The organism is Streptococcus sp. 27098_8_148 (genome assembly GCF_041432105.1).
Classification (GTDB): Bacteria; Bacillota; Bacilli; order Lactobacillales; family Streptococcaceae; genus Streptococcus; species Streptococcus parasanguinis_AE.
On sequence record NZ_JAPVYY010000003.1, the window covers coordinates 1 to 26,082 of the forward strand.

The 26,082-nt window shown below is 38.7% G+C and carries 31 protein-coding genes and 1 tRNA gene; 4 read left to right on the forward strand and 28 right to left on the reverse strand.

Going from position 1 to position 26,082, the window contains the following annotated elements; translation table 11 throughout:
* Window positions 1-20: 20 nt before the first annotated feature.
* The gene (gene rpiA / locus O3646_RS02930; RefSeq protein ID WP_150906803.1) at window positions 21-692 is read right to left on the reverse strand and encodes a ribose-5-phosphate isomerase RpiA; all 672 of its coding nucleotides are present in this window, start codon (window positions 690-692) and stop codon (window positions 21-23) included.
* 161 nt (window positions 693-853) lie between these two features.
* On the opposite strand from rpiA, the gene mnmE reads away from it, so the two are divergent.
* Window positions 854-2,227, forward strand: a complete 1,374-nt coding sequence (gene mnmE, locus O3646_RS02935) for a tRNA uridine-5-carboxymethylaminomethyl(34) synthesis GTPase MnmE (protein ID WP_049522958.1) — start codon at window positions 854-856, stop codon at window positions 2,225-2,227.
* 196 nt (window positions 2,228-2,423) lie between these two features.
* Here the strand turns inward: mnmE and O3646_RS02940 are convergent, their stop codons facing one another.
* The 17 genes from O3646_RS02940 to O3646_RS03020 all read right to left on the reverse strand — a co-directional run bounded on the left by O3646_RS02940 (window position 2,424) and on the right by O3646_RS03020 (window position 14,001).
* Window positions 2,424-3,236 (reverse strand): PrsW family glutamic-type intramembrane protease, encoded by an 813-nt coding sequence (locus tag O3646_RS02940; protein WP_223345584.1) that lies wholly within the window; start codon window positions 3,234-3,236, stop codon window positions 2,424-2,426.
* A 153-nt stretch (window positions 3,237-3,389) separates the two neighbouring features.
* Window positions 3,390-3,881 carry a hypothetical protein gene (locus O3646_RS02945; protein ID WP_031575757.1) on the reverse strand — a complete coding sequence of 164 codons (492 nt, stop codon included), beginning with the start codon at window positions 3,879-3,881 and terminating at the stop codon, window positions 3,390-3,392.
* A 169-nt stretch (window positions 3,882-4,050) separates the two neighbouring features.
* Window positions 4,051-5,019, reverse strand: coding sequence for a DUF6287 domain-containing protein (locus O3646_RS02950; protein ID WP_049485841.1), 969 nt, complete (start codon window positions 5,017-5,019; stop codon window positions 4,051-4,053).
* 287 nt (window positions 5,020-5,306) lie between these two features.
* A complete protein-coding gene (locus tag O3646_RS02955; protein WP_254727664.1) occupies window positions 5,307-5,594 on the reverse strand; it encodes a hypothetical protein in 288 nt (95 codons plus the stop codon).
* A gap of 345 nt (window positions 5,595-5,939) precedes the next feature.
* Window positions 5,940-6,653, reverse strand: coding sequence for a DUF6572 domain-containing protein (locus O3646_RS02960; protein ID WP_272106810.1), 714 nt, complete (start codon window positions 6,651-6,653; stop codon window positions 5,940-5,942).
* Between the two features lie 268 nt (window positions 6,654-6,921).
* Window positions 6,922-7,476: a hypothetical protein gene (locus O3646_RS02965; RefSeq protein WP_049513781.1), complete on the reverse strand. Its 555-nt coding sequence runs from the start codon at window positions 7,474-7,476 to the stop codon at window positions 6,922-6,924.
* A 460-nt stretch (window positions 7,477-7,936) separates the two neighbouring features.
* Window positions 7,937-8,008: transfer RNA gene (locus O3646_RS02970), tRNA-Arg, on the reverse strand.
* A 43-nt stretch (window positions 8,009-8,051) separates the two neighbouring features.
* Window positions 8,052-8,399, reverse strand: a complete 348-nt coding sequence (gene rplS, locus O3646_RS02975) for a 50S ribosomal protein L19 (protein WP_001068669.1) — start codon at window positions 8,397-8,399, stop codon at window positions 8,052-8,054.
* Window positions 8,400-8,517: 118 nt separating this feature from the next.
* A complete protein-coding gene (gene crcB / locus O3646_RS02980; RefSeq protein ID WP_195423112.1) occupies window positions 8,518-8,847 on the reverse strand; it encodes a fluoride efflux transporter CrcB in 330 nt (109 codons plus the stop codon).
* Window positions 8,841-9,215 carry a fluoride efflux transporter CrcB gene (gene crcB, locus O3646_RS02985; protein ID WP_195423110.1) on the reverse strand — a complete coding sequence of 125 codons (375 nt, stop codon included), beginning with the start codon at window positions 9,213-9,215 and terminating at the stop codon, window positions 8,841-8,843. Before crcB (O3646_RS02985) ends, crcB (O3646_RS02980) begins: the two co-directional genes overlap by 7 nt.
* Complete coding sequence (locus tag O3646_RS02990; protein WP_195423107.1) at window positions 9,212-9,478, reverse strand: chorismate mutase; 267 nt, start codon at window positions 9,476-9,478, stop codon at window positions 9,212-9,214. Before O3646_RS02990 ends, crcB (O3646_RS02985) begins: the two co-directional genes overlap by 4 nt.
* Before the next feature lie 63 nt (window positions 9,479-9,541).
* The gene (locus O3646_RS02995; RefSeq protein ID WP_003007049.1) at window positions 9,542-9,985 is read right to left on the reverse strand and encodes a flavodoxin; all 444 of its coding nucleotides are present in this window, start codon (window positions 9,983-9,985) and stop codon (window positions 9,542-9,544) included.
* 116 nt (window positions 9,986-10,101) lie between these two features.
* Complete coding sequence (locus tag O3646_RS03000) at window positions 10,102-10,779, reverse strand: hypothetical protein (RefSeq protein WP_371610513.1); 678 nt, start codon at window positions 10,777-10,779, stop codon at window positions 10,102-10,104.
* A 95-nt stretch (window positions 10,780-10,874) separates the two neighbouring features.
* Window positions 10,875-11,522: a hypothetical protein gene (locus tag O3646_RS03005; RefSeq protein WP_371610514.1), complete on the reverse strand. Its 648-nt coding sequence runs from the start codon at window positions 11,520-11,522 to the stop codon at window positions 10,875-10,877.
* Complete coding sequence (locus tag O3646_RS03010; protein ID WP_371610515.1) at window positions 11,443-13,365, reverse strand: DUF3114 domain-containing protein; 1,923 nt, start codon at window positions 13,363-13,365, stop codon at window positions 11,443-11,445. The genes O3646_RS03005 and O3646_RS03010 overlap by 80 nt, the downstream gene beginning before the upstream one ends.
* Window positions 13,340-13,714, reverse strand: a complete 375-nt coding sequence (locus O3646_RS03015; protein ID WP_023917933.1) for a DUF3958 family protein — start codon at window positions 13,712-13,714, stop codon at window positions 13,340-13,342. The genes O3646_RS03010 and O3646_RS03015 overlap by 26 nt, the downstream gene beginning before the upstream one ends.
* Before the next feature lie 17 nt (window positions 13,715-13,731).
* Window positions 13,732-14,001 carry a TIGR04197 family type VII secretion effector gene (locus O3646_RS03020; RefSeq protein ID WP_023917931.1) on the reverse strand — a complete coding sequence of 90 codons (270 nt, stop codon included), beginning with the start codon at window positions 13,999-14,001 and terminating at the stop codon, window positions 13,732-13,734.
* A gap of 148 nt (window positions 14,002-14,149) precedes the next feature.
* Between O3646_RS03020 and O3646_RS03025 the strand changes: the two genes are divergently transcribed.
* The 3 genes from O3646_RS03025 to O3646_RS03035 all read left to right on the forward strand — a co-directional run bounded on the left by O3646_RS03025 (window position 14,150) and on the right by O3646_RS03035 (window position 16,092).
* Window positions 14,150-15,094 (forward strand): bifunctional oligoribonuclease/PAP phosphatase NrnA, encoded by a 945-nt coding sequence (locus O3646_RS03025; protein WP_371610516.1) that lies wholly within the window; start codon window positions 14,150-14,152, stop codon window positions 15,092-15,094.
* Window positions 15,095-15,124: 30 nt separating this feature from the next.
* A complete protein-coding gene (locus tag O3646_RS03030) occupies window positions 15,125-15,688 on the forward strand; it encodes a lantibiotic ABC transporter permease (RefSeq protein ID WP_277839359.1) in 564 nt (187 codons plus the stop codon).
* 161 nt (window positions 15,689-15,849) lie between these two features.
* A complete protein-coding gene (locus O3646_RS03035; protein WP_003016441.1) occupies window positions 15,850-16,092 on the forward strand; it encodes a type B 50S ribosomal protein L31 in 243 nt (80 codons plus the stop codon).
* A 114-nt stretch (window positions 16,093-16,206) separates the two neighbouring features.
* On the opposite strand, the gene O3646_RS03040 is transcribed toward O3646_RS03035, so the two are convergent.
* The 10 genes from O3646_RS03040 to O3646_RS03085 form a co-directional block, all read right to left on the reverse strand.
* Window positions 16,207-16,971: a (S)-acetoin forming diacetyl reductase gene (locus tag O3646_RS03040; RefSeq protein ID WP_049472783.1), complete on the reverse strand. Its 765-nt coding sequence runs from the start codon at window positions 16,969-16,971 to the stop codon at window positions 16,207-16,209.
* Window positions 16,972-17,296: 325 nt separating this feature from the next.
* Window positions 17,297-18,805 carry a glycerol kinase GlpK gene (gene glpK / locus O3646_RS03045; protein WP_070589154.1) on the reverse strand — a complete coding sequence of 503 codons (1,509 nt, stop codon included), beginning with the start codon at window positions 18,803-18,805 and terminating at the stop codon, window positions 17,297-17,299.
* Window positions 18,806-18,992: 187 nt separating this feature from the next.
* Complete coding sequence (locus O3646_RS03050; RefSeq protein ID WP_070589156.1) at window positions 18,993-19,664, reverse strand: hypothetical protein; 672 nt, start codon at window positions 19,662-19,664, stop codon at window positions 18,993-18,995.
* Between the two features lie 158 nt (window positions 19,665-19,822).
* On the reverse strand, window positions 19,823-20,578 hold the full coding sequence (locus tag O3646_RS03055) for a CPBP family intramembrane glutamic endopeptidase (protein ID WP_371610517.1): 756 nt from the start codon (window positions 20,576-20,578) through the stop codon (window positions 19,823-19,825).
* Window positions 20,575-21,330 (reverse strand): CPBP family intramembrane glutamic endopeptidase, encoded by a 756-nt coding sequence (locus O3646_RS03060; protein ID WP_272143604.1) that lies wholly within the window; start codon window positions 21,328-21,330, stop codon window positions 20,575-20,577. Before O3646_RS03060 ends, O3646_RS03055 begins: the two co-directional genes overlap by 4 nt.
* 22 nt (window positions 21,331-21,352) lie before the next feature.
* Entirely contained in the window at window positions 21,353-21,769 is a 417-nt protein-coding gene (locus O3646_RS03065; RefSeq protein WP_272143606.1) for a hypothetical protein, read from the reverse strand.
* 3 nt (window positions 21,770-21,772) lie between these two features.
* Entirely contained in the window at window positions 21,773-22,660 is an 888-nt protein-coding gene (locus O3646_RS03070; RefSeq protein WP_371610518.1) for a DUF4300 family protein, read from the reverse strand.
* 288 nt (window positions 22,661-22,948) lie between these two features.
* The gene (locus O3646_RS03075; RefSeq protein WP_023917906.1) at window positions 22,949-24,295 is read right to left on the reverse strand and encodes an AAA family ATPase; all 1,347 of its coding nucleotides are present in this window, start codon (window positions 24,293-24,295) and stop codon (window positions 22,949-22,951) included.
* A gap of 8 nt (window positions 24,296-24,303) precedes the next feature.
* A complete protein-coding gene (locus O3646_RS03080) occupies window positions 24,304-25,368 on the reverse strand; it encodes a hypothetical protein (RefSeq protein ID WP_070505662.1) in 1,065 nt (354 codons plus the stop codon).
* Window positions 25,361-26,023 (reverse strand): hypothetical protein, encoded by a 663-nt coding sequence (locus tag O3646_RS03085; protein ID WP_023917903.1) that lies wholly within the window; start codon window positions 26,021-26,023, stop codon window positions 25,361-25,363. The genes O3646_RS03080 and O3646_RS03085 overlap by 8 nt, the downstream gene beginning before the upstream one ends.
* Window positions 26,024-26,082 lie beyond the last annotated feature (59 nt).

The window sequence follows — 26,082 nt, forward strand, 5'->3', positions numbered from 1 at the left end:
ACCGATTTCTGTCCCACTCTCTATTTTTCAATGATGACAGGGCCATCTGGTGTCCCTACAATCACTTTTGAAATCATGTTCAAGAATAAACCGTGCTCTACGACGCCTACGGTGTGATCCAGTTCATTGGATAGAGCTTCTGCATCCTCGATCACCTTGAGATCCAAGTCAATGATAAAGTTACCTTGGTCGGTGACAAATCGTTGATCATCCGCCTGACGGAAAGCAGGATGGTAGCCTTTTTGCTCAAAATGACGGAAAAGATTTTCAGCCCCGTATTGCACTACTTCCACTGGAAGTTTGAAAGCACCAAGAGTTGCAACTTGTTTGGATTCATCCACGATCCAAATGCAATCTTTTGAATTGGTTGCGACGATTTTTTCCATGAGGAGAGCCCCACCGCCACCTTTGATCCCGTTTAATTGAGGATCCACTTCATCTGCGCCATCCACTGTCACATCTACCACTTCGACATCGTCGATAGCCTTGAGCGGGATGCCTAAACTTTCAGCCTGATCATAGGTCACACTCGACGTTGTGACAGCTGTGATCTGCAAGCCTTCTTCTTTGATGCGACGACCCAATTCAGCCACAAAATAATAAGCAGTTGACCCTGTACCGAGACCGACAATCATGCCGTCTTTGACAAACTCAGCCGCTTTAATTCCTACCTGTTCCTTTAGGTTTACCATCATAGACCTCCTTTTATATTCTATTACAGTATAGCATATTCTGTAATAGATTTCACTAATTATTTGAAAACCTTTCCATCTTTTAGTTCTAAAAGCAAAACCTTGCCCGTCCGCTGACTTTACGATAGAATAGAGATGAATCTACAGGAAAAGAGAAAGACATGATTACTAAAGAATTTGATACAATTGCTGCCATCTCGACTCCTCTCGGTGAGGGGGCTATCGGAATCGTCCGCTTGAGCGGGACAGACAGCTTTGCCATTGCGCAAAAGATCTTCAAAGGGAAAGATTTAAGCAAGGTGGCGAGCCACACGCTCAACTACGGCCATATTGCGGATCCTGATAAGGACGAGATTCTTGACGAAGTCATGGTGGGAGCCATGCGCTCGCCGAAGACCTTCACCCGTGAGGACATCATCGAGATCAACACCCACGGCGGGATTGCCGTAACCAATGAAATCCTGCAATTGGTCATTCGTGAAGGCGCTCGATTAGCTGAACCTGGTGAATTTACCAAGCGGGCCTTTCTGAATGGTCGGGTCGATTTGACCCAGGCTGAAGCCGTCATGGACATCATCCGCGCAAAGACCGACAAGGCTATGAACATCGCCGTGAAACAACTCGATGGTTCCCTGTCTGACCTCATCAACAACACGCGCCAAGAGATCCTCAATACCCTGGCCCAGGTTGAAGTCAATATCGACTATCCTGAGTACGATGATGTCGAAGAAGCAACCACTGAGATCATCCGTGAAAAGACCAGTGAATTTGAAGCCCTCTTGACCAACCTCCTCAAGACTGCCCGCCGTGGAAAGATCTTGCGTGAAGGGATTTCTACTGCTATCATCGGTCGTCCAAACGTTGGCAAGTCTAGCCTCCTCAATAATCTTCTTCGCGAAGAAAAAGCCATTGTTACCGATATCGAAGGGACCACCCGTGACGTTATCGAGGAATACGTCAACATCAACGGGGTTCCCCTCAAATTGGTCGATACAGCTGGTATCCGGGAGACCGAAGACATCGTTGAGCAAATCGGTGTCGAACGGTCGAAAAAAGCCCTCAAGGAAGCCGATCTAGTCCTCCTCGTTCTCAATGCTAGCGAGCCCTTGACCGATCAAGACCGCCAACTCCTTGAAATCTCTCAAGATAGCAACCGCATCATTCTCCTCAATAAGGTCGACCTCCCAGAGAAGATCGAAATCGACCAACTGCCGGAAGATCATATCAAGATTTCCGTTCTGAAAAACCAAAACATCGATCAAATTGAAGACCGGATCAATGCCCTCTTCTTCGAAAATGCTGGGCTGGTTGAGCAAGATGCGACTTATCTTTCTAATGCTCGTCACATCTCCCTCATCGAGAAAGCTGTTGAAAGCCTGCAAGCGGTCAACGAAGGCTTGGCCCTCGGTATGCCGGTAGACTTGCTTCAAGTCGACCTCACCCGCACCTGGGAAATTCTCGGAGAAATCACTGGGGATGCTGCACCAGATGAGCTCATCACCCAACTCTTCAGCCAGTTCTGTCTTGGAAAATAACAAAAATGAGGCTGGGACAAAAGTCCTAGCCTCTTAATTATTTTTGGATTGTCGAGCAAGACGCAGTGGTTGAGTGGGCTCTACTACGCTGATTTCATCAGCTTTTACAGCCCTACTCAACTGTGCGGAGGTGGGACGACGAAATCGAATTCTAACGAATTACCGATTTCTGTCCCACTCTCATTCTTTCTTTGTTTTATTTTGCTTGTTCTAATCGCTCGACGGCTTGATAAGCTTGGTAGATCAGGAAGAGCCCAGTAGCATTCAAGACTGGAATCGCAATCGGCAACTCGGTCACGATTTGTGAGAAAGGTGAATTGCCAACAAAATGGAGTCCAAACCCTGCTACTAAATATCCCCAGCCTGCTGGTGCCAGATCCTTACGTCCTCTGCTTGCTTGGACAATTAGGAAGAGCCCTAGCATAACAAGGCCTGTGTAAACCCAGTGAGACATGGGCGCATTGGCCACACGACCGAGAATCCCTGACACCGTGTAAGAGAAACCTCCTGGCAGGTCCTGACGGATATAGGCAAAGTCCTCGACGATCTGGAAACCAAGACCAGAGGCAATCGCCAAGAGGAAGATCGACTTGATGCGACGGACACTGAACAAATAGAGGACAAAGAAGATGGGAATCAACTTAAATGGTTCCTCAAAGAGGGGCGCAGCGATGGCACTCTCGTACTGGTTCCAAAAGTCGCTATTTGGAGCGATCGCTTGAATCATGTCATGGAAATAGGTATTGGCAAAGCTAGACAACCAACCGGCAACAAAGCCCCCTCCTAATAAAGAAAAGAGAACCGGTACCCAAGACAACTTCCACTTCTTCGCAAAATGAAAGAGAGCCCAAACAGCAGGAAGAGCATAAACCAAAAGGATCAGGGCAGAAAGTCCCACAATCCCGTACTGACTACCAGACATCCAGCCTTCTGTCAGTGACTGGGTCTCATAGGCTAGGCCGATCGCTAGCAAGAGTAAATAGAGAAACAAAATCGATTTGCGTTTCATAAAAGACCTTTCTAAAGTGAAATGAAAAAGGCTGGAAGACCAGTCTTTTCCGTGTAGTATCATTGTAACAGGATCAGCTTAAAAAAACAATAAATGTGGATTCGTGAGAAAAATGTAAAACGTAGATGGCGACAGATGGTTAACTAAATTTAGTTACTTAATCACCAAAGCTCCATTTTCCTCCGTTGCCAAGAGCTTCTCATCTTTATCATATATTTTAAGTTTTATACTGCTTGGTGTTTTTTGAGTTGCATTGTATTGCTTTACTATCTCTTCTTTTAAATCAAAAAGCGTCTTACAATAATCTTTTGGATTTATATTTGCTAAAGATAGCATATTTTCTGATACAGAGAAAACAAGGATCAGATACTCTTCATTATAATACACTCTCGCTATCTCATTTTCGCCATTGATTTGATTTTGAAGCATATAAGCAAATACTACATTAGGTTTTTCATTTCCAACCAATGAGGTAGGGGCTTGATTCATCCCTTTGACCACTGATTCTTTACTTTCCTTTGTAGAATCTTTTACATTCTGTTCAGTAGACTGCTCTTTTTTGTCTTCATTCTTCACTTCTTTTTGCGCGCACGACGACAGAAATAGCGAGAGAATGGTCATTGTTGCAAACATAGTTTTTTTCATAGATTTTCTCCTTTTATTTTTACAAGTAGAAAACGACCTGTAATTGACCAAAATTGCATAAGCTTCCTGTAAAAGATATTCCAAACCTTTAATCTTATAACCTAATAGGTCATTAGAACTTTAATAGTTTAAAAAATTTTTATCTAATATTATTTTACCATAATCTTTCTTACTTCAGTACTGCAAGAATCTGGCGAATCATGTCTGGATCCCCATCTGGCAAAGTCACCGTTTCAGCATGGTCCAAGATCCCTTGGGTAAATTGCGTCATAAACTCTTCACTATTAAGCTCATCCGCAGACTGTTGCCAGTGGCTCGGTACAGGATAGATCGTCACTGTCCCATCACCGTTGGATGCATAAGTGATATTTCCTTCTGCTGAATAAGAACCAAACAGATGGCGCACATCTTTTGGATAATCGACACCCAAGCCACCATTATAAATCTTTGTTCCAGCTGCACTATTTGAAATATTTAACTCTGAAGGAACGTTCTTGATCACATAAGCCCAGACACGCGCAGCTTCGACCTGAGCATCGGTGTAGCCTGGATAATCATTCTGATCCGCCTTCTTCGAAGATTTGACCTCGCTATCCGATCGAGTATTCCACTTCTTGGCCTTACTCGTCTTAGACTTACTACTGCTATCATCTGTATCTACTTGCTCCCGATCTTTCGGTTGCTCTTTCTTGCGATAGTAGAAATTGTCATCATCGCCATAAGCCGGTGACTGACCAGCCCAGATCCGATCCTTGGACTTATCCGAAGCATCGTCTTTGCCAGCTTTCTGACCCTTTGGCAGGAGCAAGAGACCGTAGCCTCCAACACCCGACTTGGCACTAACCGTCATCTCAGCGATCTGGTCCTTCTGCTTAAAGCTCGATGCATTAAGCTCAACATCCTCGCTGACCAAGCCCTTGTCATCAAAGACCAGCTCATTGCCACGCCCATCGATCCAAGTCCCCTTGATACTCGAGTAGTCCTTAGCCTTGATGGCTTTCAAATCCATACCAGACTGTTTCTTTTCCGAAGTGCTGGTCTGCTTGGTATCCGAACTCTTAGGCGACACCGTCCTATGAGGACGACCGCAGGAAGCCAAGACCAAAGCAGAAAGCACAATCACAAAACCCTTTTTCATATCAATCTCCCTTCACACACCTACTATTTTAGAAAAATAAGAAAGGAGAGTCAAAGAAAAAGAGGAGGGGGAGAATAAATTAATGACATAAAAGTCTGTAAAATTATGATTTGAATTTCTAAAGAAAAAGAAGCTCAATATATCGAGCTCCTAGACCATCATTTTTTGTTTTTCTTGTTTTGGAATCATTCGAAAGAACACAGCTCTAAAACAAGGAAACATTGATACTATCAACTCCACACATCCTACATAGACAGTTTCCCTTATTTTTTTAATATGCTTCAAAACTATATCTTGTACAAATTATTTAATCTTTCTAACTCTAATACATTCATACATACTTCTACTCCAGTACCTACCCCCTTACTATGAATAATTCCACAAGAAAACACAATCCTATCCTTACTCAAAATATTTGACAATACTACAAATGATTCCAAAACATAATTCTCTATAGTAATAAAACAATTATTTTCATCTTTAAAAAACTTTATAAATCCAATATCCTTACACCTATCACCCAAATGAAACCTAAGTGATTTTAAAAAATAATCAAAAAACACATCTCTCTCCATAGAAAACCCCTTCATTTTTAAAATATTCTGTTATATCATAAAAAAATAAGTTTTAGGACCATTCGAAACAACACGGCTCTAAAACGTCAACACTCTGTCATAAGTGAACTACTCCCCAAAAGTTAGACAGAAAAAATCTAACTTTTGGGGTGCAGTTCAACTGTCAGTTTTATCTTTTCTATCTCTGTCCCCTGCCGAAATATAAAATATGCTTAGAAAGCCTATTCTAATAGGCTTTTAGAAAATTTTGGTCTACTTTTTAGCTATCTTATTTTTTGACTGACCTTCGCTTTAATATTTTTTATCCCTCATAAATTGATTAATTTTATTCTTCTTAGTTGTTCTTTACTCCGGCAATTCCACCTTCAGGCTCATAACCGTCGGTTGTAATACTTTCTGAACAGCCGCGAGAAAGGCCAAACCGTTATCAGATGGGGAATATTGGAAAGTAATATGGATAACTTTTTTATCAAACTTATCGCCATATCTATCCACATATTGCTTGCTTTCGAGGAAGTAGATATAGTTATTGAGTTTTTCTTGCAGAATTTCCAGATGGACTGCTTCTATCTCTTCCTGCCAGCCGACTGAATCCACCAGAAGAAGCTCTAAATGATTATCAACTATACCAATAGCGTCAAGTTCGCTAGGTTCTAGTTCTGAAACAATAGTTTTTTTTACAAGAGCTTTAAACTCTTCAACATCAAACAACTCACGTTGATCTTCTATATTTGGTAGCATAGTTTCAGGATGATTACGTATATAGTTTCTATCAATATCATCTTGCTTACTTAAGGGCCAGTGCCCTGTTTCGGCATAAATCATCACCTCATATGCTTCCCTAGAAGATTGAAATGCTTTATCCATTAGTTCCTTAGTAATGGGATAGCATACTTCTGAGCCCATAGCTCCTCCAACTTCTTTAAAGAAGCTAATTTCGTAATAACCATCTGTTTCATATACAACAAATCCATCGCCTCTATGTACAATCGTATTGGAATGATTATAATCATCTAACTCATCTGCCTTTGGCCAAAGATGATGTTCACAATAAAACATTACTTCTAAAGCATCTTTTTCTGATTTTGAAACACGTTCTGCTAATTTTTGGCTAATGGGAAAGTTAAGCACTTCTTTCCCTCTACTCCACAGAATCTGATAATCATTGTTGTTTTTTAATATCGTACAATTTTTGTATTGTTGAATTTCTGTTGTCATACTATTTCTTTTTGTCTATTTCAATGGTGATACATAATCGTCTGGAAGTTTGCCTCTCCGGTCAATACATTTTTGTTCAGCAAGTGGAATTAATGTCTCAAGCTCTTCCTCAATAGGCGATGCCATCTTTTACCCATTTTCTAGTTTCTAACTCCAAATTAAAATAGAAATCTCTTCGACCAGATTTATCAAAACAATCCTCTTTAAGAGCCTCGCATACAATTCTCAGTTTCTTCTTACTTATCTCAGAAATATATAACATAGTAAATCCTGAAGGAGATTCAATTTGGTCGATTTTCTTACCTTCTAAATTATAAACCTCTAGTTCTGATGGAACGTCAAAATCGCTGGATGAGCGAAATATACTGAAGATACGCTGATATTTAGGGCTAAAGCGAAGATGATGTAAATGATGAAAACTAATCTGATGCTTCCCATTATGATTCCAATCCAGGGTTCCTTCTAGTAAATTTTGTTGCCATAACAATTTTCCTTCTAAACTAAAGTAGAAAATGATTTTGCTTACAAAGTTTTCTCCACTATAGACGATAACAATGTTCTCATCTTTATTATATTCCGCATGAATGATATCTGGTAGTTCTATCTTTATTACGCAACCATCCCACTCCCATGTGACCATCCGTTCACCGTAATCAATTTTCATCATCCTTCTCCTACTCTAACTCAGATAAATTCGAGATGTATTGTTTGCTCAGTCATCATGGAATCCACTTCCTCGACAAGTTTATCTATCTCGTTCTGTGTGATACGAATGTGGTTGTAGGTGGCTCCCAATTCTGTATACTTAACCTATATACAATAAAGCTTCCATCAGTCAACAATTCTACCTCTGCTTTTAAAGCATAGCCTTTTCATAGTCAAATGTGATGGTAGATCTTATACCAAAAATTTTCATTATTCTTCCTTTTCTTATATCTCTTTTAGGCCAAACTTGTAAATCACTTAGAAGTCTTTTAAATTTGGTATTCCAAAATGATGAGACTACCTTAAAAAATCAATGTTACGTTTTCCCCTATTATACCACACCATGGATATTTTATGACCTTTGCCAACATTTGGCTAAAGAAAAAACACTGGCGAATCAGTGTTTTACTTATCTATATTGTCCCCTGCCGGAATCGAACCAGCAACTACTCCTTAGGAGGGAGTTGTTATATCCATTGAACTAAGGGGACCGATAAAAAAAGAAGCGAGATCACTCCCGCCTCCTTGTTCGTCTTAACGACGGATTTCTTTAATACGAGCTGCTTTACCTTGCAATGCACGAAGGTAGTACAATTTCGCACGACGTACTTTACCGTAACGAACAACTTCGATCTTTTCAACACGTGGAGTGTGGATTGGGAAGATACGTTCAACACCTACACCGTTAGAGATTTTACGAACTGTGTAGTTTTCTGAGATGCCAGCACCTTTACGTGCAATAACAACACCTTCAAAAATCTGGATACGTTCACGGTTTCCTTCGACAACTTTCGCGTGTACACGAACAGTGTCACCAGGACGGAATGAAGGGATATCTGTACGAAGTTGACCTTCAGTCAAGCTTTGGATTAATGGATTCATTTTATTCTCCTATCTTTGTCAATCTTGAGGAAACTTCCTCAGCGGATAAACTGTATTTTTGTGCGTCCATTACACACAAGATACAGTTTACCAAATTTCCTAGAAAATGTAAAGAAATTTAAAGCAAAATTCCCAAAAAAATCGCCAAAAAACCAAGCAAGTAGGTTAATAATAAATAGCTATAAAATGCCTTCTTGTTACTAAGTAGTCTTTGGAGTTCATCATTCAAGGTTGAAAACGTGGTCAAACCGCCACAAAAACCTGTAGCAAGGATAAGATAGACTTCTTTTGATTCCACATGATTGTAGAATAAACCAATCAGAAAACAGCCCAAAATATTAGCTATGAGAGTTCCTAGAGGCAGTACTGAACCTTGATTATAACGTGAAAAGAAATAACGCATAAGAGCACCTAGTCCACAAGCAAGTGCTAGATAAAATACTACCATTTCTTCCTCCCTAGACAATAGGCCAATAAAAGTCCCCCGCCGACACTTAAAATTAGGTACACAAGCAAGCTAATATATCGTCCTGTGTCCAGCATTTTCACGGCGTCTAGTATAAAACTAGAAAATGTCGTTAATCCACCACAGAACCCAGTTCCAAGCGCTAGAACGACGCCTTTACTACTCCCTTTATAAACCAGATAACCTTTTACAAGATAAACCAAGCAGAAAATCCCTAGATAATTGACAAGAAGCGTCCCCCAAGGAAAATCTGGGCTTGCCGGCAACCATCTAGATACCTGATAACGAACTAATCCTCCTAACATGGCAGCTAGAAAGATTCCTAGTGAATAGAATTGTTCTTTTTTCATTTGATAGTTTTATCCTGATAATCACGCGAACGTTTGAGAATATCTGAAAAAGTCTCAACAATTGTTTCTTCGTATTTTTTATCGATGACGCGATTTCTGACTTTTTCAAAGATAACTTCTTCTCTTTTGGTATCCAAGATTAGTTTTCCTGTAGACTTTTTATAAGCAACTACACCCTCAACTAGATGCATTCTTTCTTCTAAAAGTCTTACGATTTGGTCATCAATTTGATCAATTTCTTGTCTAATAATATCTAAATCCATGTGTCTCCTCTTTATTTTGGATATAAATCGAGCCTGAAATCCATCGATCCAGCCTCTTTGTCATTAATTTGCTTTTGCTACGAGTTCTTCTGCAAAGGCTTCTAATTTTTCAATGTCTTCGTCTTCTGCAGACAAATCAACTTTGACACACTCAGAACCTTTTTCAGCACCAGTCGCAGCGAAGCAACGGTCGAAATCATCAACTGCTTTACAGAATTCATCGTAGAAGGTATCACCTGATCCTACCACACCGTAAAGTTTGCCTTTGAGATCAAGGCCAGCCAAATCTTCGTAGAAATCTTGGATCTCATCTGGAAGCTCTCCATCGCCGTATGTATAGGTCGCTACCACTGCGATATCCGCATCAAGGAAGTCCTCCGCATCCACAGTTGTACACTCATCCACATCTACTTCGACACCAAGATCACGGAATTTGTCCGCTACGATATCAGCAATTTCTTCAGTATTTCCAGTCATACTAGCAAAAACAATCTTCGCTACAGTCATAATTTCCTCCCAAAAGCTATTTCCCGTATTATACCACTTTTTCAAGCATTTTGCACGAAACCTTTCCCGATAAGCTGAAAGAAGGGACACGTTTCAAGAATTTGGACCGATTCAACCTAATCGCCCTCGTTTTCTTCTTGAATTGCTTTAATAGTTTTAATTTCTTCATCTAATTTCTTATCAAAATTAGCCTTATTTTTGAAGGGATACGAATAGGTGCGCCAAGTGTACCATTTGAGGCCTTCTTCACCCTTATAGTACCACTCGATTCTAGTAGGTAAGAATTCTTTGTTGTAGGTGATACGGACTTTGGAGAATTGGCTATCCTTGATAGAATATCTACCTTCAAATTCAGGCGGATATTCCTCTTTCATTAATTTATCATCCACAAATCTTTTCGGTGAACTTGTAATCTGATAGTTAGATTTCTTAATTTCATCAGTAGTAATTTTCTTACTTAACAGAACTGACGATAGTTCTTCATTTACTGCAGATTTGTAATACTGTTTACGATCCCAGTCCGCTTTATAACCACCATAAACTGTATCGTCTTTCACTGCCGTTTCATCATTATAGTAATATTCTTTTTTCTCAAGGTCCACCCCAACCTCAAAATGCTCATCGGTAGAATCTCCCATTTTGATCATAACAAATTGCTTTTTCTTTAAAACATTCAATGCTGATCGATTGTTACTGCAACTACTTATAAAAAACAGGGCAAGAATTGCCATCATTATTTTTGGCAAATGAAACAATAATTCCCATTTGCTTGTTAATCTTTTAATGTGTTTCATCTCTCTCATTCTAACAAAATATATACCTAAAAGGAAGTGTCTTCCTAACAATAAAGCTGGGCCCTAAATAAGCTCAGCTTTATTTCAATAACAGGTCAATCACCCTCATTTTCTTCTTGAATTTCTTTAATAGTTTCGATTTCTTCATCAAGCTTCTTATTAAATTCAGCCTTATTCTTAAATGGGTATGAATACGTGCGCCAAGTGTACCATTTTAGCCCTTCTTCACCCTTATAGTACCACTCAATTTTAGTAGGTAGAAACTCTTTGTTGTAGGTAATACGAACTTTGGAAAATTGACTATCCTTGATAGAATATCTACCTTCAAATTCTGGCGGATGTTTTTCATCTAATAATTTTTTATTGATGAATGAATCAGTTGAACGAGTGATTTGATAGTTGGAATCTTTTATATCTTCAATATTAATGTGGTGATTTAAAAGTGCTGAAGTGAGCTCAATATCCAAAGCTCTTTTATAATACTCCGCAGCACTATATTCCTGACTACCACCATACAATTTATTATTTTTTATTGCAGCTCCATGGTAATAAAAAAAATCTTTTTCTTTTAAATCAAAACCTGCACTGATTGATAATTTTTTATCATTATCTGAAATACTTTGAGTCTCAATATAACGTTTATTTATTAATATTGAATGAGTATCACTTATGCTCTTTGATGTACTCAGGGCTACGAGTATACTTATTATACCCGCGATCGCTAGGCTTAATGCCACTAGCATAACTTTTATATTTATTATACTCTTCCATTTTTTCTTTTTCTGACATTCCTTTTGTATTACGTTGCCATGCTTCATAGTCTTCATGTCCTCCTCCTTTTACAATATCCGCAAATTGACCTACATGAGCAGTTTTTTCATCTGTTTTACCCAAATCATTTTCATAGCGAAATAGTCTTTTTGCTTCAGTTCGAGTAGCTGGCTCAGGAGTACCATCCACATCAAGCATTCCATGTTTTCCTTGATAAATTCCCGAAACATCCGTATTATTACCTTTTGAAGGGCCGTAATTAAATGATTCCGTGTTAGCAATTTCCCTTAATTCATCTTTAAAATAATTATTTGGATTAGAATCATAGCGACCATTTGCTAGCTTGTGATTATCATAGGCATCCCATTGACTGTCAAACTCGCCGGTATCCAAATTCACAATAAATTCCACCATCCGGGCATTGTTCAAATCTTTTCCTTTAGCTGAATTGCCCTGAGGGACTTGAACTTTCATATTATAGGGACGTTTGAAGCCATCTTTTGGATTAAAGCGGTTATGGTAGTTAGAGCCGGTTGTGTAATCAAATTCAATATTATTTTCTTTACCATATGCTAACAGTTTCTCGTAATCATTTGCACCTTCGTAATGATTGCGAATATAGTAAATTGCTTGACGATCCAGATAGTAGCGGAAGAAATGAACTTGCTGCCTAAGTAAATCTTTTTTGTAATTAAGATGTTTATCACCGAATGCTTTTACAACATCACGTCTGAAATACATGTTGAAATCACCATGTGGTGGTAGATTCTCTGAAATCTTATGCGTTTTGCTTGTCAAATGCATAAACTGCTTTTTGTCCGTTTCTGCACCCAATTGCTTAAGAACCAGTTCTACTTTTGCTTTTGAATCTAGTTTACTACTAGCATACATTTCTGTATAGATATCGGATCCAATCTCCTTGGTTTCTGCATACAAAGCATCTCTCCTTGCATTTAACTCACTGCCTGTCTTGATATCTGCTGTTCTTTTTGAAACGCCTTTGACATAACCTTTGATGGCATCCTTATCCCAACCATCTATTTCTTTAAGGTTCACTGATTGTTCACGTAATCCCGTGAGAAATTGGTTATATTCGAAAGCTGTTACACCCTTTGGTTTCGTTGGCAAATATTCACTTTCAAACTCTTTATTCTTAATCGTTTCATTTACGAGATCTGACCAAGATAAATCCTTTGGAATAGAATACATTCCAGTATTTGGATCCCACGCTACGTTAATTTGATTGACAGCTATTTGAATAGCTTGGGCTAAAACATCAATTTCCCAGAAGATGCTTGGTGACGTTGCATTAAATGCTCTTAGTTTGTTTAATTTTTCTTGTAGTTTATTTCTAGCAGCTTTTACAATACCATCTAATATGTTTAAGCCTTGAAGTCGCTGTAATCTCTGCAACCGTTGAAAATCTCCAGCACTGGTCGATTGACTAGCTGCAATTTCATTGATCTCTGCATGAAACATAGCAATCATCCGATCACACTGTTCAATATCAGAAACCAACTTTTCTTCCTGTAAGTCCTCATCAGCCACCTCAGAGCGATAGGATTTTGGGAGCTTTTTCACACTTTCTTGTGTCGCATCCGCTAAAGCTACGCCGGCTTCTTTCAATGGCTTAACAACACTTGTCACAAAGGTTCTAAATGAGTCGTAAGCTTGGCCAGACAAGCGTGAGGCTGAGTTTTCTATTTGGGTTAATGATGTTTCTAGTGCCTCATAGGCTTTCAGTTGCTGCTCAACCATCGTCCCTGTGCTAGTAGCCTGACTATCCAAACTACCTCGATAAACTTCGATTCCCATCGTCACTCTCCTTTTCAAAGTTTAGTTTTTTTCGTTCGTGATAAATATCATTTAAATCATCTTCGATTGTTCTTTTTTGGATAGCTAATTCATCTATTTCTTCCAAATAACTAGTTGAAATTTTTCGCGATTCATGAAGGGCTTCCTCCTGAAGGTGGTCAAAAAAATTTCTAGAGGAAGGATAAGATTCAAATGCATTCCATAAAAAACGGTGTGCATCATAGCTATACGCTTCAAAGCGGTTCAAATCCTCTTCCAACTTTCTTGTTTCTTTTATAATGGCCCTTTCTTTCTGGAAAAGTTGGTCTTCTTTTTTTCTTAATTCTAACAGTCGTTGATCGTAATCCATCTTCCTACTCTTTCAACCTATTGCATGCTCGCAGCAGTCGCTTCATCCACTTCTGTAAATCCAGTTGAAACACTTTGTAGGTTGGTCCCGATTGATTCAATCGCTGCTGCAATTTCTTCTGCTTTGGTTTTAGCAGTATCAATGGCTTGATGGGCAGCATCATTACCGGATAGTTTGGTTTGTTCATCTTTTGAAGCTGATGCAACTCCCGAAAGTGTATCCCCACTATCTTTTAAAGAAGCCGCTAACTCTTGTGCTGTCTCAGCATTACTTTTAATTTCAATCATTCTAGTTCCTCCCATACTCAATCTATTCATTCATTCTACCAAAATATTGAATATCTGTAAAACCGCTTCCACTGCCCCTACATAGTGATAAATGCTTGCTGGATGGGCCTTTTTTATGTTAAAATTGACAGAGAAAATGAGGTAATGTATGAACGTAATGAATGACATTCTTGAAAAGATTCAAGCTTATGACACGATTATTATCCACCGTCATCAAAATCCAGATCCGGATGCAATTGGGAGCCAGGTGGGCTTGCGGGATCTCCTGCGTGCGCACTTCCCTCAAAAGCGGGTCTTGGCAACTGGCTATGATGAGCCGACCTTGACTTGGCTTGCTGAAATGGATGACGTCAAGGATGAGGATTATGATGGGGCTTTGGTGATTGTCTGTGACACGGCCAATACTCCCCGCATCGATGACAAGCGCTATTTGAATGGTGATTTCCTGATCAAGATCGACCACCATCCAAATGACGATGCTTATGGTGATCTGCTCTGGGTTGATACAGACTCAAGCTCTACCAGTGAGCTGATTGCACTTTTTGCTAAGGAATTAGATCTCGAACTTCCTGTTAGTGCTGCGCGTCTCCTCTATGCTGGGATTGTCGGCGATACGGGTCGCTTCCTTTATCCTGCTACTTCGACTCGGACTTTTGAGATCGCTGCAACACTTCGAAGCATTCCCTTTGATTTTACTGCCCTTGCTCGTCAAATGGATACGATCAATCTTAAAACCGCTAAGCTTCAAGGCTACGTCTATGACCATCTAGAGATCGATGAATATGGCGCTGCGCGTGTGACCTTGACACAAGAGCTCTTGAAAAAATTCGATCTACGTGATTCCGAGACTGCTGCGATTGTTGGGGCTCCTGGACGCATCGATACCGTGTCTGTTTGGGCTATTTTTGTCGAGCAGGCAGACGGTCACTTCCGTGTCCGGATGCGGAGCAAACGAAAGGTGATCAACGAGATTGCAAAACGCCATAATGGTGGTGGCCATCCACTAGCTAGTGGTGCCAACTCCTACTCTCTTGAAGAAAATGACCAAATCTACAAAGAGTTACAAGAAGTGGCTCGCACAAACGAAGGCTGAGAACGGTTTCTCAGCCTTTTTATCTTGGTAATGGGGTTTTCATTTGCGGTAGCGATTCTTAGCTCTTTCTTGCCATGGGCAAACCTTAATGCTGGAAATTTTGGTTCATACACCTGGAATGGCCTTCGCGGAGATGGATGGTTTGTTATTATCTTCGCAGTCGTTGCGATTGTCCTTGCTTGCTTGAACGATGTAAAAACTTCACTACCAAAAGGTTTTGCAATTGGTGTTATCGTATCAGGGTCTCTCTCAACTGTTGTAACATTGATCGATGTCTTCGGTGTGAACAAGTACGCTGTTAATTTCAATGGCTATGGGGTTTCAATTGGCTTTGGTTTGATCCTTGCTTTGATCGCATCAATCGCTATTGTTGTAACTGGTCTCTTGGCGATGTCAGGTGGTAAAATCACAAAAGGAACATTCGAAGAACTTTCTGAATCTGGTAAAGGATTTGCCCAATCTGTTGGACGCGTGACAACTTCTACTGTAAAAACTGCTGTAAATGAAATCAAAAAAGAATCACACGAACACACTGAGGGACAAGCTGATCAACCAGTTGAAGCACCAAAAGACCCAAATCAATCTGAACAATAATAAGATTAGATTCACCTTGGCTTAGCCAGGGTGATTTTTTTGATCATAAATTTAAATAAAATTAGTGAAAATACTTGTCAAGATCTTGGAAATTTGGTAAACTAGCTTAGTAACAATCTATGGCTCGGAAAGAGACCATGGCAGAAAGGAAATATTGCAAAATGAAAAAAGATATCCATCCAGAATATCGCCCTGTTGTCTTCATGGACACTACTACTGGTTACAAGTTCCTCAGCGGTTCAACTAAGTACTCTAGCGAGACTGTTGAATTCGAAGGTGAAACTTACCCATTGATCCGTGTTGAAATTTCATCAGACTCACACCCATTCTACACTGGACGTCAAAAGTTCACTCAAGCAGATGGACGTGTGGATCGTTTCAACAAAAAATACGGTCTCAAATAAGAACCAACACAGAACCACTTCCCTTTCGGGAGTGGTTTTTTTGATCTCCGTTTCTTTTATTGTGAACGCACAAAATAAGAGGTTAGGATGTTGATCCCAACCTCTTTTTTCATCTTAATGGAATTGCATACCACCATCCACGATAATGGTTTGACCTGTGATGTAGTTTGAGTCAGGTCCAGCAAGGAAGCTGACAGCCGCTGCTACATCTTCTGGTTCAGAAAGACGTTTCAAAGTGATATCTTTAGCGAATGTTTGCATACCCCATTCGTCATCTTTACCTGCGTTCTTACCAACTTCATGGGCAATGTCAAACATCATTGGAGTCTTGACGATACCTGGTGCGTAGGCATTGACAGTGATGCCTGAATCAGCCAAGTCACGCGCCAAAGTCTGTGTGATACCACGAACTGCAAATTTAGTACCACCATAAACAGTCAAGTTTGGATTTCCGACAACACCTGCTTGTGAAGTTGCATTGATGATTTTTCCGCCATGGCCAAGCGCTTTGAATTGAGCTTGTGCAGCTTGAGCACCCCAAATCACGCCACCAACGTTAATAGCAAATGTACGTGTAAATTGTTCTTCTGTAATTGTATCAAGTGGTGTAGTTGGCGCAACACCTGCATTGTTTACGACAACATTCAAATCTCCAAAATGGTCAACAACCTTTTGGAAAGCTGCAGCCACTTCTTCTTTTTTAGATACATCAGCAACAACCGCAAAAGCATTTTCAGCCGATAACTCAGCAACTGCTTTTTCAGCTGTTTCAGCATTGTAGTCCAATACTCCAACCTTAAAGCCATCTTGCACCAAGCGTTTTGCGATTGCAAAACCGATTCCTTGACCAGCACCTGTGACAATAGCTACTTTAGACATATGATTCCTCCTTGGTATCAACGATACCAGCAAACGTTCCTATCAGAACAGCAAGGGTTGACAATTAGTTTTGATGGGGTCTATTATAAATTTCCGACAAAACTATGCTAACAGTATACTCCTTTGTGAAAAAAGTGTCAAACTCTGGCCTGTTATTTTTTAAAAAAAGTTTATTTATATGATATTTTTATTTAGTGATAAATGAACGAAAGCGTGAAATAGAGTAAAGCTTTTAGCCAAACAGATAACTGTTCTATTCTGTAAAAGCTACATAAAAAGCCTTCTTTCGAAGGCTTCTCTTAAACTATTCGTTTGATGGGTCCCTTTAGTCATCAGATTCCGCAAATACTTGAGTGGCTTTGACTGCTTTCTTCCACCCCTTGTACAGCTCTTCCTTTCGGGATTCATTCATCTTGGGTTCAAAGATTTGGGCTGCTCCATGAAGAGATTTTAATTCTTCCAAGTCCTTCCAATAGCCTACGGTCAGACCTGCTAGGAAGGCTGCTCCTAAAGCCGTTGTTTCCAGGTTTTTCGCACGGGCAATCGCAATCCCAAGAATATCTGCCTGAAACTGCATTAAGTAATCATTTTTCGCTGCCCCTCCGTCTACTTTTAAGACAGGGATAGGAGTTTTTGCATCTACCTGCATGGTGTCGATGATATCGCGTACTTGATAGGCAATGGATTGAAGGGTTGCTTTGATAAAGTCTTCCTTGGTCGTTCCCCGGGTAAGTCCGAAGACAGAACCACGCGCCTCTTGATTCCAATATGGTGCTCCAAGACCCGTAAAGGCAGGGACCACATAGATTTCATCCTGGTTCTGGGACTTCAAAGCATAGGCCTCAGATTCAGGTGAATTGTCTATCATACGCAGGCCATCACGGAGCCATTGAATGGCACTTCCAGCGATAAAGATAGATCCTTCAAGGGCGTAGTAGACCTTGCCATTGATCCCATAACCAATCGTCGTCAGCAAGTTGTTTTCTGACAACTGCATCTCCTCACCCGTATTCATGATGATGAAAGATCCAGTTCCATAAGTATTTTTGACCATACCAGGTTCAAAGGCTAATTGACCAAAGAGAGCAGCCTGCTGGTCCCCCGCCATCCCTGCAATCGGCACTTGTCCACCGTAGAAATGGAAAGGAGCTGTCTTGCCATAGATTTCAGAGTTTGAACGCACTTCAGGAAGCATGTCTTTAGGAATGTTGAGGATTTCCAAAATCTCATCGTCCCATTTCAGTTCCTTGATATTGTAAAGCATGGTACGGGCAGCATTGGAATAGTCTGTCACGTGGGCAGCTCCATCCGTCAGCTTCCAGACCAGCCAAGTATCAATGGTTCCAAAGAGCAATTCGCCCTTCTCCGCACGCTCTTGCGCCCCTTCTACATGGTCCAAAATCCAACGAACTTTAGTCGCTGAAAAGTAGGCATCGATAACTAGACCTGTCTTTTGATGGAAGGTTTCTACATAGCCTTGGTTTTTAAGTTCCTCAGCCAGTGGAGCAGTTTGCCGTGATTGCCAGACAATGGCATTGTAAATAGGAAGCCCCGTGTTCTTATCCCAAACAACTGTCGTTTCTCGCTGATTGGTAATGCCGATTGCCTCTATTTGATTGGGCTTGATGCCACTTTCGATAAAAACCTCAGCAATCACCGACTGCACCGAGTTCCAAATTTCATTGGCATTGTGCTCCACCCAACCAGCCTGCGGAAAAATCTGAGTGAATTCCTTTTGACTAGAGCTAACTTGCTCGCCTTTTTTATTAAAAATGATAGCCCGCGAACTAGTGGTTCCCTGGTCAATCGCCATGATGAAAGTTTCTTGAGACATAAACTGCCCTCCTAAATTAGGTACTTAAAAATCTTGTTCTTTCATAAACTAGTATACTCTATTTCATCTAGAATTTGTATCCATTTTTTTAAGAAAATCCGGTCTAACATTTTCCTACTACTTCTAACTTTGTCAGACCAAGCAAAAAGAGCCCTGAGGCTCTTTTAACTAGTAGTTCAAATGCTTATCAAGATCTGCCTTGATCTAACCGATTTAAGAACTCCATGGTCGGACTGTCTTGGTAAAGCTCTTTGAGGGGAATCTTCTGATAGACCGCTATTTCATCCGCAGTCACACCGTAACGAATTAATAGATCATAAATACGATTTAAATCATGACGTAATTCATCCGTTATGAGGACATTATCGCTTGTTTCTTTTGTTTTCCAATAATAAGATGGCAGAACTTCCTTGGTTTCAATTAAAATAGTTTGCAACAAAGTCCCACCATGGCTGTCCTTCTGAGAGATATCGGCCCCAAGTTCCAACATTTTCTCAAAAACCTTGAAAGACTGGTCAGCCTTTTCCTTAGACGAATACATCTCATATTGACCATTCCAGCGTTTGATCATGCGCCGGCAGTCAAATACAGCTCGTCCACCCGCTGTTTGGAGGACTGGTTGACAAAATGGATTCAGCTCTGTCGGCTCTTCAATAAAGTTAAGATCTGCTCCTCTATCAAGAAGTAAGTCTGCAATATCTAAATGTCCCGATTTGATAGCGACTTGAAGGAGCGACTGTCCCTGATCTCTTTTAGGTTTGTCACCCGAAACAGCATTGACTTCTTCAGGCTTTTTATCCAATATCTGACGGACTCCCTCTATATCTCCTCTTCGCAACAACTGAAAGGTTTTTTGCATGGTTTTCCCCCTCTCTCATTATAGATAAGAATAACACTGTGTTGATACTTTGATCCTATCTCTAGGTTCTTCGTTAAACTGATTATAGCATTTTATGGAGTCTACATTGAAGTCCTAAAGGGTAAAGATGACAGACTCCCACCGAAAAAGTTACAATTCTATTTCTCTGATTTTCGTATAGCCACTAGCCAAGAGGCTACTAGGATTTCGAAAATAACTAGAAGGATAATCTGAGGAAGAGAACTTTGAACCAGCATAAGGACAGCCAGACTATCAATTAGCATATGAGCGAGGATACAAGGGACAGCTCCTTTCGAGTACTCCTTGAGCGCTCCAAATAGGAAGGTATTCCCTAAAATCATCAGGTAAAAGATGAGATAGTTGGACGAACCTGCTGTAATCCAAGGGAGTTGATAGATAGGAATATGCCAGAGGAACCAGACAATGGAAAGAACCATCATTTTAGGTATAAAGTGCTTACTAAAGGAAAGATGCTCTTGTAAAAACCAACGCCAACCGACTTCTTCCAGACCTCCATATAAAAAGGTCCAAGGAAAATAGAGGAAGAAGGCCAAGAGGGAGTTCCCAGTAAAGCGAACATTCATAAGCAAGATGGAAATCCCATAATAGATGACGGGGATGAAGAAAGCTAGGATCCAGGATAGGGAACTTTCTTTTTGAAGAAAAATCTTTTTGAAAAAATCACCCAAGGAGTTGACTTCACTCAACACCAGAGAAAAGACAGCAGCCACAATCATAGGAATCAAGTTCATTAGGATAAACAGTAGTGAGGTCCCCATACTACTTCCATCTGGGAAAAACCAAAGGATCACTTGCCCTACTAGAAATGTAGCAAGGAGGGCAGTCAATGCATACCAGATAGCAACTGATTGTTTTGAAATAAATTTGTTCATTTTTCCTCCTTTACAGTTACATACTTCTTTCTTGCAATCATGATTGCTAAACTAATAATAAGAATTTTACTAACGATAGATAGCCATACCTCTTCATTCACTATCATCTGAGACAAGGCATTGATACAGGCATGAGTCATGACACAGATCCATAAATTTTCCGTTTTATGATACAAGGCCGATAAGATAAAGCAGTTAGTTAGCAGACCTACTAGAAACGGAAACAATTGAATGACACCTAAAGAACCATCAATATAAAAGTATAGTAGATGCCAACTAGACCAGGCTGAAAAGGTGATCAAAGTAGCTGAAAGATAAGGTATTTTTTCCTGCAAAGTTGGCTGAAAGAAATAACGCCAGCCAATTTCTTCAATCCCACCGAAAAGAAGAGCCTTGAAAAAAAGTACTACTGGCAAGACCAACGATTGAGTGGTGATCTTACCACCTAAGATAAATGGGAAAAAGTCAAGCAACAAGAAAAAGAGCACTAAGCAATAATTTGCCAAACTGTCTTTGACTTGAAAAAAATCTTTTAGAATTTGTTTGAAACTAGATTGATGGTAAATAATGCTTGCAAGACTGCCCCACAAAGCTGATGACAAGCCACCTACAATAATAGCGATGATCCCAAATGATGATGTAAAATCAACTTTGACTCCTCCTGCTCTTAAAAACCAAACCAGAAGGCAGACTCCTAATACTTGACCAAAGGTCCCTAACAAATACATAGATAGGGCTTGCTTTCTATTCATTCGTGATTCCTTTTTCTTTCAATTAATTTCCAGTGCTATCTACCTTAAACCCATACCTGCCAGCATTTCGTTTGAGCTTCTCAACCAGAGCTTCATTCCGCTTACTTTTTCCAAAAAAGAAGGGAATAGTCTTTCCGTTTCTAAGCTCGATATAGAAAGCATAGCGAGCCCCGCCACCAGATCGTCCACGAAAAATTGCATAGGTGATTTGCTTGATCTCTTTCAGCGGGATCCTGCGACGACTGAAACACAGAGCGACATGGATATAGAAGATTCCATAGCTAATATGGAAAGGAGCAAAGAAGGGACCTCCACTACGTCTCACAATTGCCCTTCTTCTCAGGAAAAGGAGAACAGTGAAAACGAGCAAGAAAATGAGCACATATAGAATCGGAGCATACTCCATTATCTTTCTAAATTCTAACACGCTGTCTTTCATCCTCTACTTCATCTCAACCCATTTTTCATTATCCATGATAAAGGGCTTAGCCAGACCTTCGCCTGTGTAGTCTTGGTACTTGGTCTCCAAGTATTTGTAGACATCTTCCTTGGTCGTAAACTTGATGGCTTGATAGGGTTCTTCAAAGGTCAGCTTTTCGACAAAGAGATAGCCGTCCTTTGCAGGAACTAAAACGCCGACATGGCCGACAAAAAGGGTATTTCCATCCAGGTTATCATGAACGATAACAGAAAGCATGCGCGCATTTTCATTGAACTTGAAATGAGCAAAATATTCTTCCATCTTCTTGGCATGGACCTTGACATCCGTTGTCGCCTCTGTCGGAACCCGTGAATACAGAATGTTAAAGGCTTCCTTGTCTGCCTCATCGAAGATCTTCCCTTTGTCAATGGCATCATTGTCCACGAATAAAAGTTCACTATCCGCTTTCATCTTAGGAATCTCGATGCGATTCTTCAGAAGAGTATAGCTATTGATCCGGCAGTTGGTCCCGACGAAATCGCCCTTTTTCTTGGTCCACAAGTCACTGATCTTCTCAACATTGTAGTCTGTTTTCTTGAAGGTACTGAAGTCACCCGTCAAACCGACCGAGCCGACAATGCTATCGTAATCTGTTACTAGACCCAAAAACTTGTCTACACTGTCCTGATCCAAATAAGCAGACAAAAGACTCCGCACTTCTTCGACACTTGCCTTGCTATTGAGGTTGCTGTAGGTGCCCTTGTAGCGCTCCTTATCCGAACTAGATTTCTGCACAGTAGAACTTGCCTGCTTTTCCTTGGATTGCTTTTGGTTGCTACCACAAGCCGCTAAAGCAAAGATCGCCAAGGCACAGCTAGTAAGGAGCATGATTTTTTTAGATGGTTTCATAAAATGGTTCCTTCTAATGATTGTTGTAAGAATCATTTATTTTAAAGTTTCTTAAGTTCATTATAACAAGAAACAGATTGAAACAGAAAGAAAAAACATTTTACTTTTACACTGAGAATGCTAGCATTAAAATAGCTGCGGTGTTATTGACTGATGAAAAGTTGGCGATCTACTCTAATAAGAAAAAAGACAATATTAGAATTCTGGAATTCAGAAAACTAATATTATCTTTTTTATGTCAAACAAGCTTAATTTTTCAATAAAAACAATAGTATATGAAGATCATTCTTAATGAACAATAATATCTTCAGACTTTATAATATTTAATTCTTCATCAGAAATATCATTATATTGTGACAATCGATTCGCTTGGTTGGTAAAAGCCTTCTCAAAAAGATTTCTCATTTCTCTACCATTTGCAAAGTTCTCACTTTTTTCATTACTTAATTTGCTAAGGTATTGTGTTAAATAATCCCTTGCGTCGCTAGACAATCTCATATCATTTAATTTACAGAACAACTCAAAAATATCTAGAAGTTCATTTGGTGAATAATCTTCAAATGTAATACTTTTATTGAATCGAGATTTTAAACCTGGATTTGATTCTAAAAATCTATTCATGGGCTCTGAATAACCCGCAACAATTACAACAAAATCTTCACGCTGGTCCTCCATGGCTTTTAAAAGTGTATCAATAGATTCTTGTCCAAAATCATTTTCTCCTTTAGCCAAAGTATAGGCTTCATCAATAAATAGTACTCCTCCCATAGCTTCATTAATTTTCTCCTGAGTCTTAATTGCAGTTTGTCCAACATATCCTGCTACTAAACCAGATCTATCAACTTCAACTAATTGTCCTTTTTCTAACACACCCAATTTTTTATAAATTTTTGAAAGTAGTCTTGCAACTGTTGTTTTGCCTGTCCCAGGATTTCCCAAAAAAACTAAATGCTTAGAAACTTGGGGTACCTTAAACCCTCTACTTTCTCTTAATTTATTAATTTTTAATATATTTACTAAAGAGCTCACCTCTTCTTTTACACCTGCTAGACCGATCAATTCATTCAGTTCATTTAATAAATCCTCCAAAGATTCTTCTTGATCGTCATCTTTTTTATTACCATCAATTGATGTCTTATTATGTATTTCTTCATTTTTTATTATACTATTATCTAAATTTTCAAAAGCAATATTTTGAGATTCTTTATTTAACTCAGTGTACTCTTTAAGCATCTTTAAATAATTCATAAATTTTTCTTTATCAACAGTATTTTCATCTTGTTTATTTAAAGAGTAGTACTTTCCAATTTCATAGATTGTTGAAATAAATAATGACTCAATATGTGAAACCCTATTACTACTTATTTCTTTACTAAGATTAAAAAGTAATTTAAAAAATCTAGGTGTTTCTATCTCTTGAACTTTCGGATAAAGGTCAGAGTATGAAGTGTTTAGATATGTAATTTTAAAAAGAGATATTCTTTCTTCTGAATCCTCACTAGAAATGTAATGAATAAAAGATAAAATATCTTCTATCATCATCCTATCTATATCTTCTATATCTTTTGAAGATGTCTTGATTGTATTACAGATGAATAATAAGCTATCAAGGGAATTTTTAATATCAATATTCATAGGTTTCCTCACACCAAAAGAAGCTCTGCTTGTTTTATTACATTCTTGTAGATATCTGATATTTCTTTACTATCTTGATCTTTAAAGGTATCTCTAATAGTTTCATCTATCAGTTCTTTCATTTCTCTTGTACTGTTTTCACGGATAGCCTCCAAAACATGAATTTCTCCTACACACTTAATCAATTCCTGATTATCGACAACTTCCTGAAAAGCTTCATTAACTCTATCAATTAGTTCAGTATAATATATATCGACGCCAATAGTATCTAAATCCGTCTCAAATACAGCGTAATCCTGCAATTTCTCTATAAACCACTCTTCAGTTAATTCATTATAGATGCTCATCCATTTATCATGTGACGAATGCCAAACATCTGTATCTATTAGAATATTATGATTATTAAAATAATATTGCTCATCAAAATATTTTAAAGCAACAGTAAACATTGAAAGAAGTGAAAAGATGGAAACGATTAGTAGATGATTATTTGATGCAATGTCTTTTCTAAATAAGTCTGTTAGTAATTTTAAAGCAGTGTATAGTTTTTGAACTAAAAAACGCATTTGTTCTTCAGAATATGGCTGTTGACGACGTCTGCAATCAAGCATATCGGTATACTCACCTAGAACTTTTTCAAATTCATAAATAGCACGAACATCATGCTCCTGTTTGACTACATTTTTTAATTCATCAAATTGAAGCTTCATCTCTGAGCTAATATTATCAAGTTTTTCATACATAATAGCGAATCCAGCACTCGTGGCTGCTAAGTTTAAACCATTCATCACAATCCCTAATTTACTTACCGATGCAAGTTGTTGGATATTATGCATGGTAATTTGAGATATATTCATTTGATCATTAAGCATATTGGAAAAATTTTTATTAAAAACTCCAATTGCTTTTTCACTAATCTCTTTATTTCCCTTTTGTACAATATCACTTAATGCAACTTTTTGAAATGCTTTGATTCTATTTTTTTGCCCTCTAACAACTATTTCAATAATTCCTTTATCGTTTTTAAACTGATTAAATTGTTTCAAATAATCAATTACTAGTGTTTTATTCATTACTGTACTCTCCTATAATTCTTGCATCTTTGATCTTGTTAAGAAATATAATGGACAGAATTAATGAACAAACTTCGAAACTATAGAACCCTTTATCCTTTATGATTCCTTGACTTTTTTTATTAAAAATTGAAAATAAATCTTCTTCTAATATACTTTCCATACATGGAATTATGATCATTTCATCAAGACACCTGGTTGAAAAATCAAAATTGGTAACCTCTTTATTATTTTGTTTTACAATCTCTACAAGAAGGCACATCAAAATTCTATTATAATCTATTATTTGTCTCACATTATTAAACTTTAAAGCTCTTAATTGTTTAGCTTTTTCAAAATATCTTTTAGTCCTTGGAACTATAACAGACGTTATATCCTTATTCTTTCTGGTTGTTTTTTCTGGTACTCTTTTTGCAACGAAATTTTCTAAATGATTAAAATAGAATTCTAGTATTTTTTCAAATTTTTTATTATTTTTTAACTCAACCTTTTCAAAATAGTCAGTAATTTTCTCTGCTAAAATCTCTCTTGTGATTGAGCCATCTTGGATAAATTTAAAGTCAAAATAATCAGCAATCAGTGTATCTTTTAAATAAAGAAATGATTTTGACTCAAGTTCAATCACACATTCTTTTATAATTTCTCTGTAATCCATAATAACCTCTTTTTCAATGAAACACTTTATTCCTCTTGAACTACTTTAATTAGTATTAT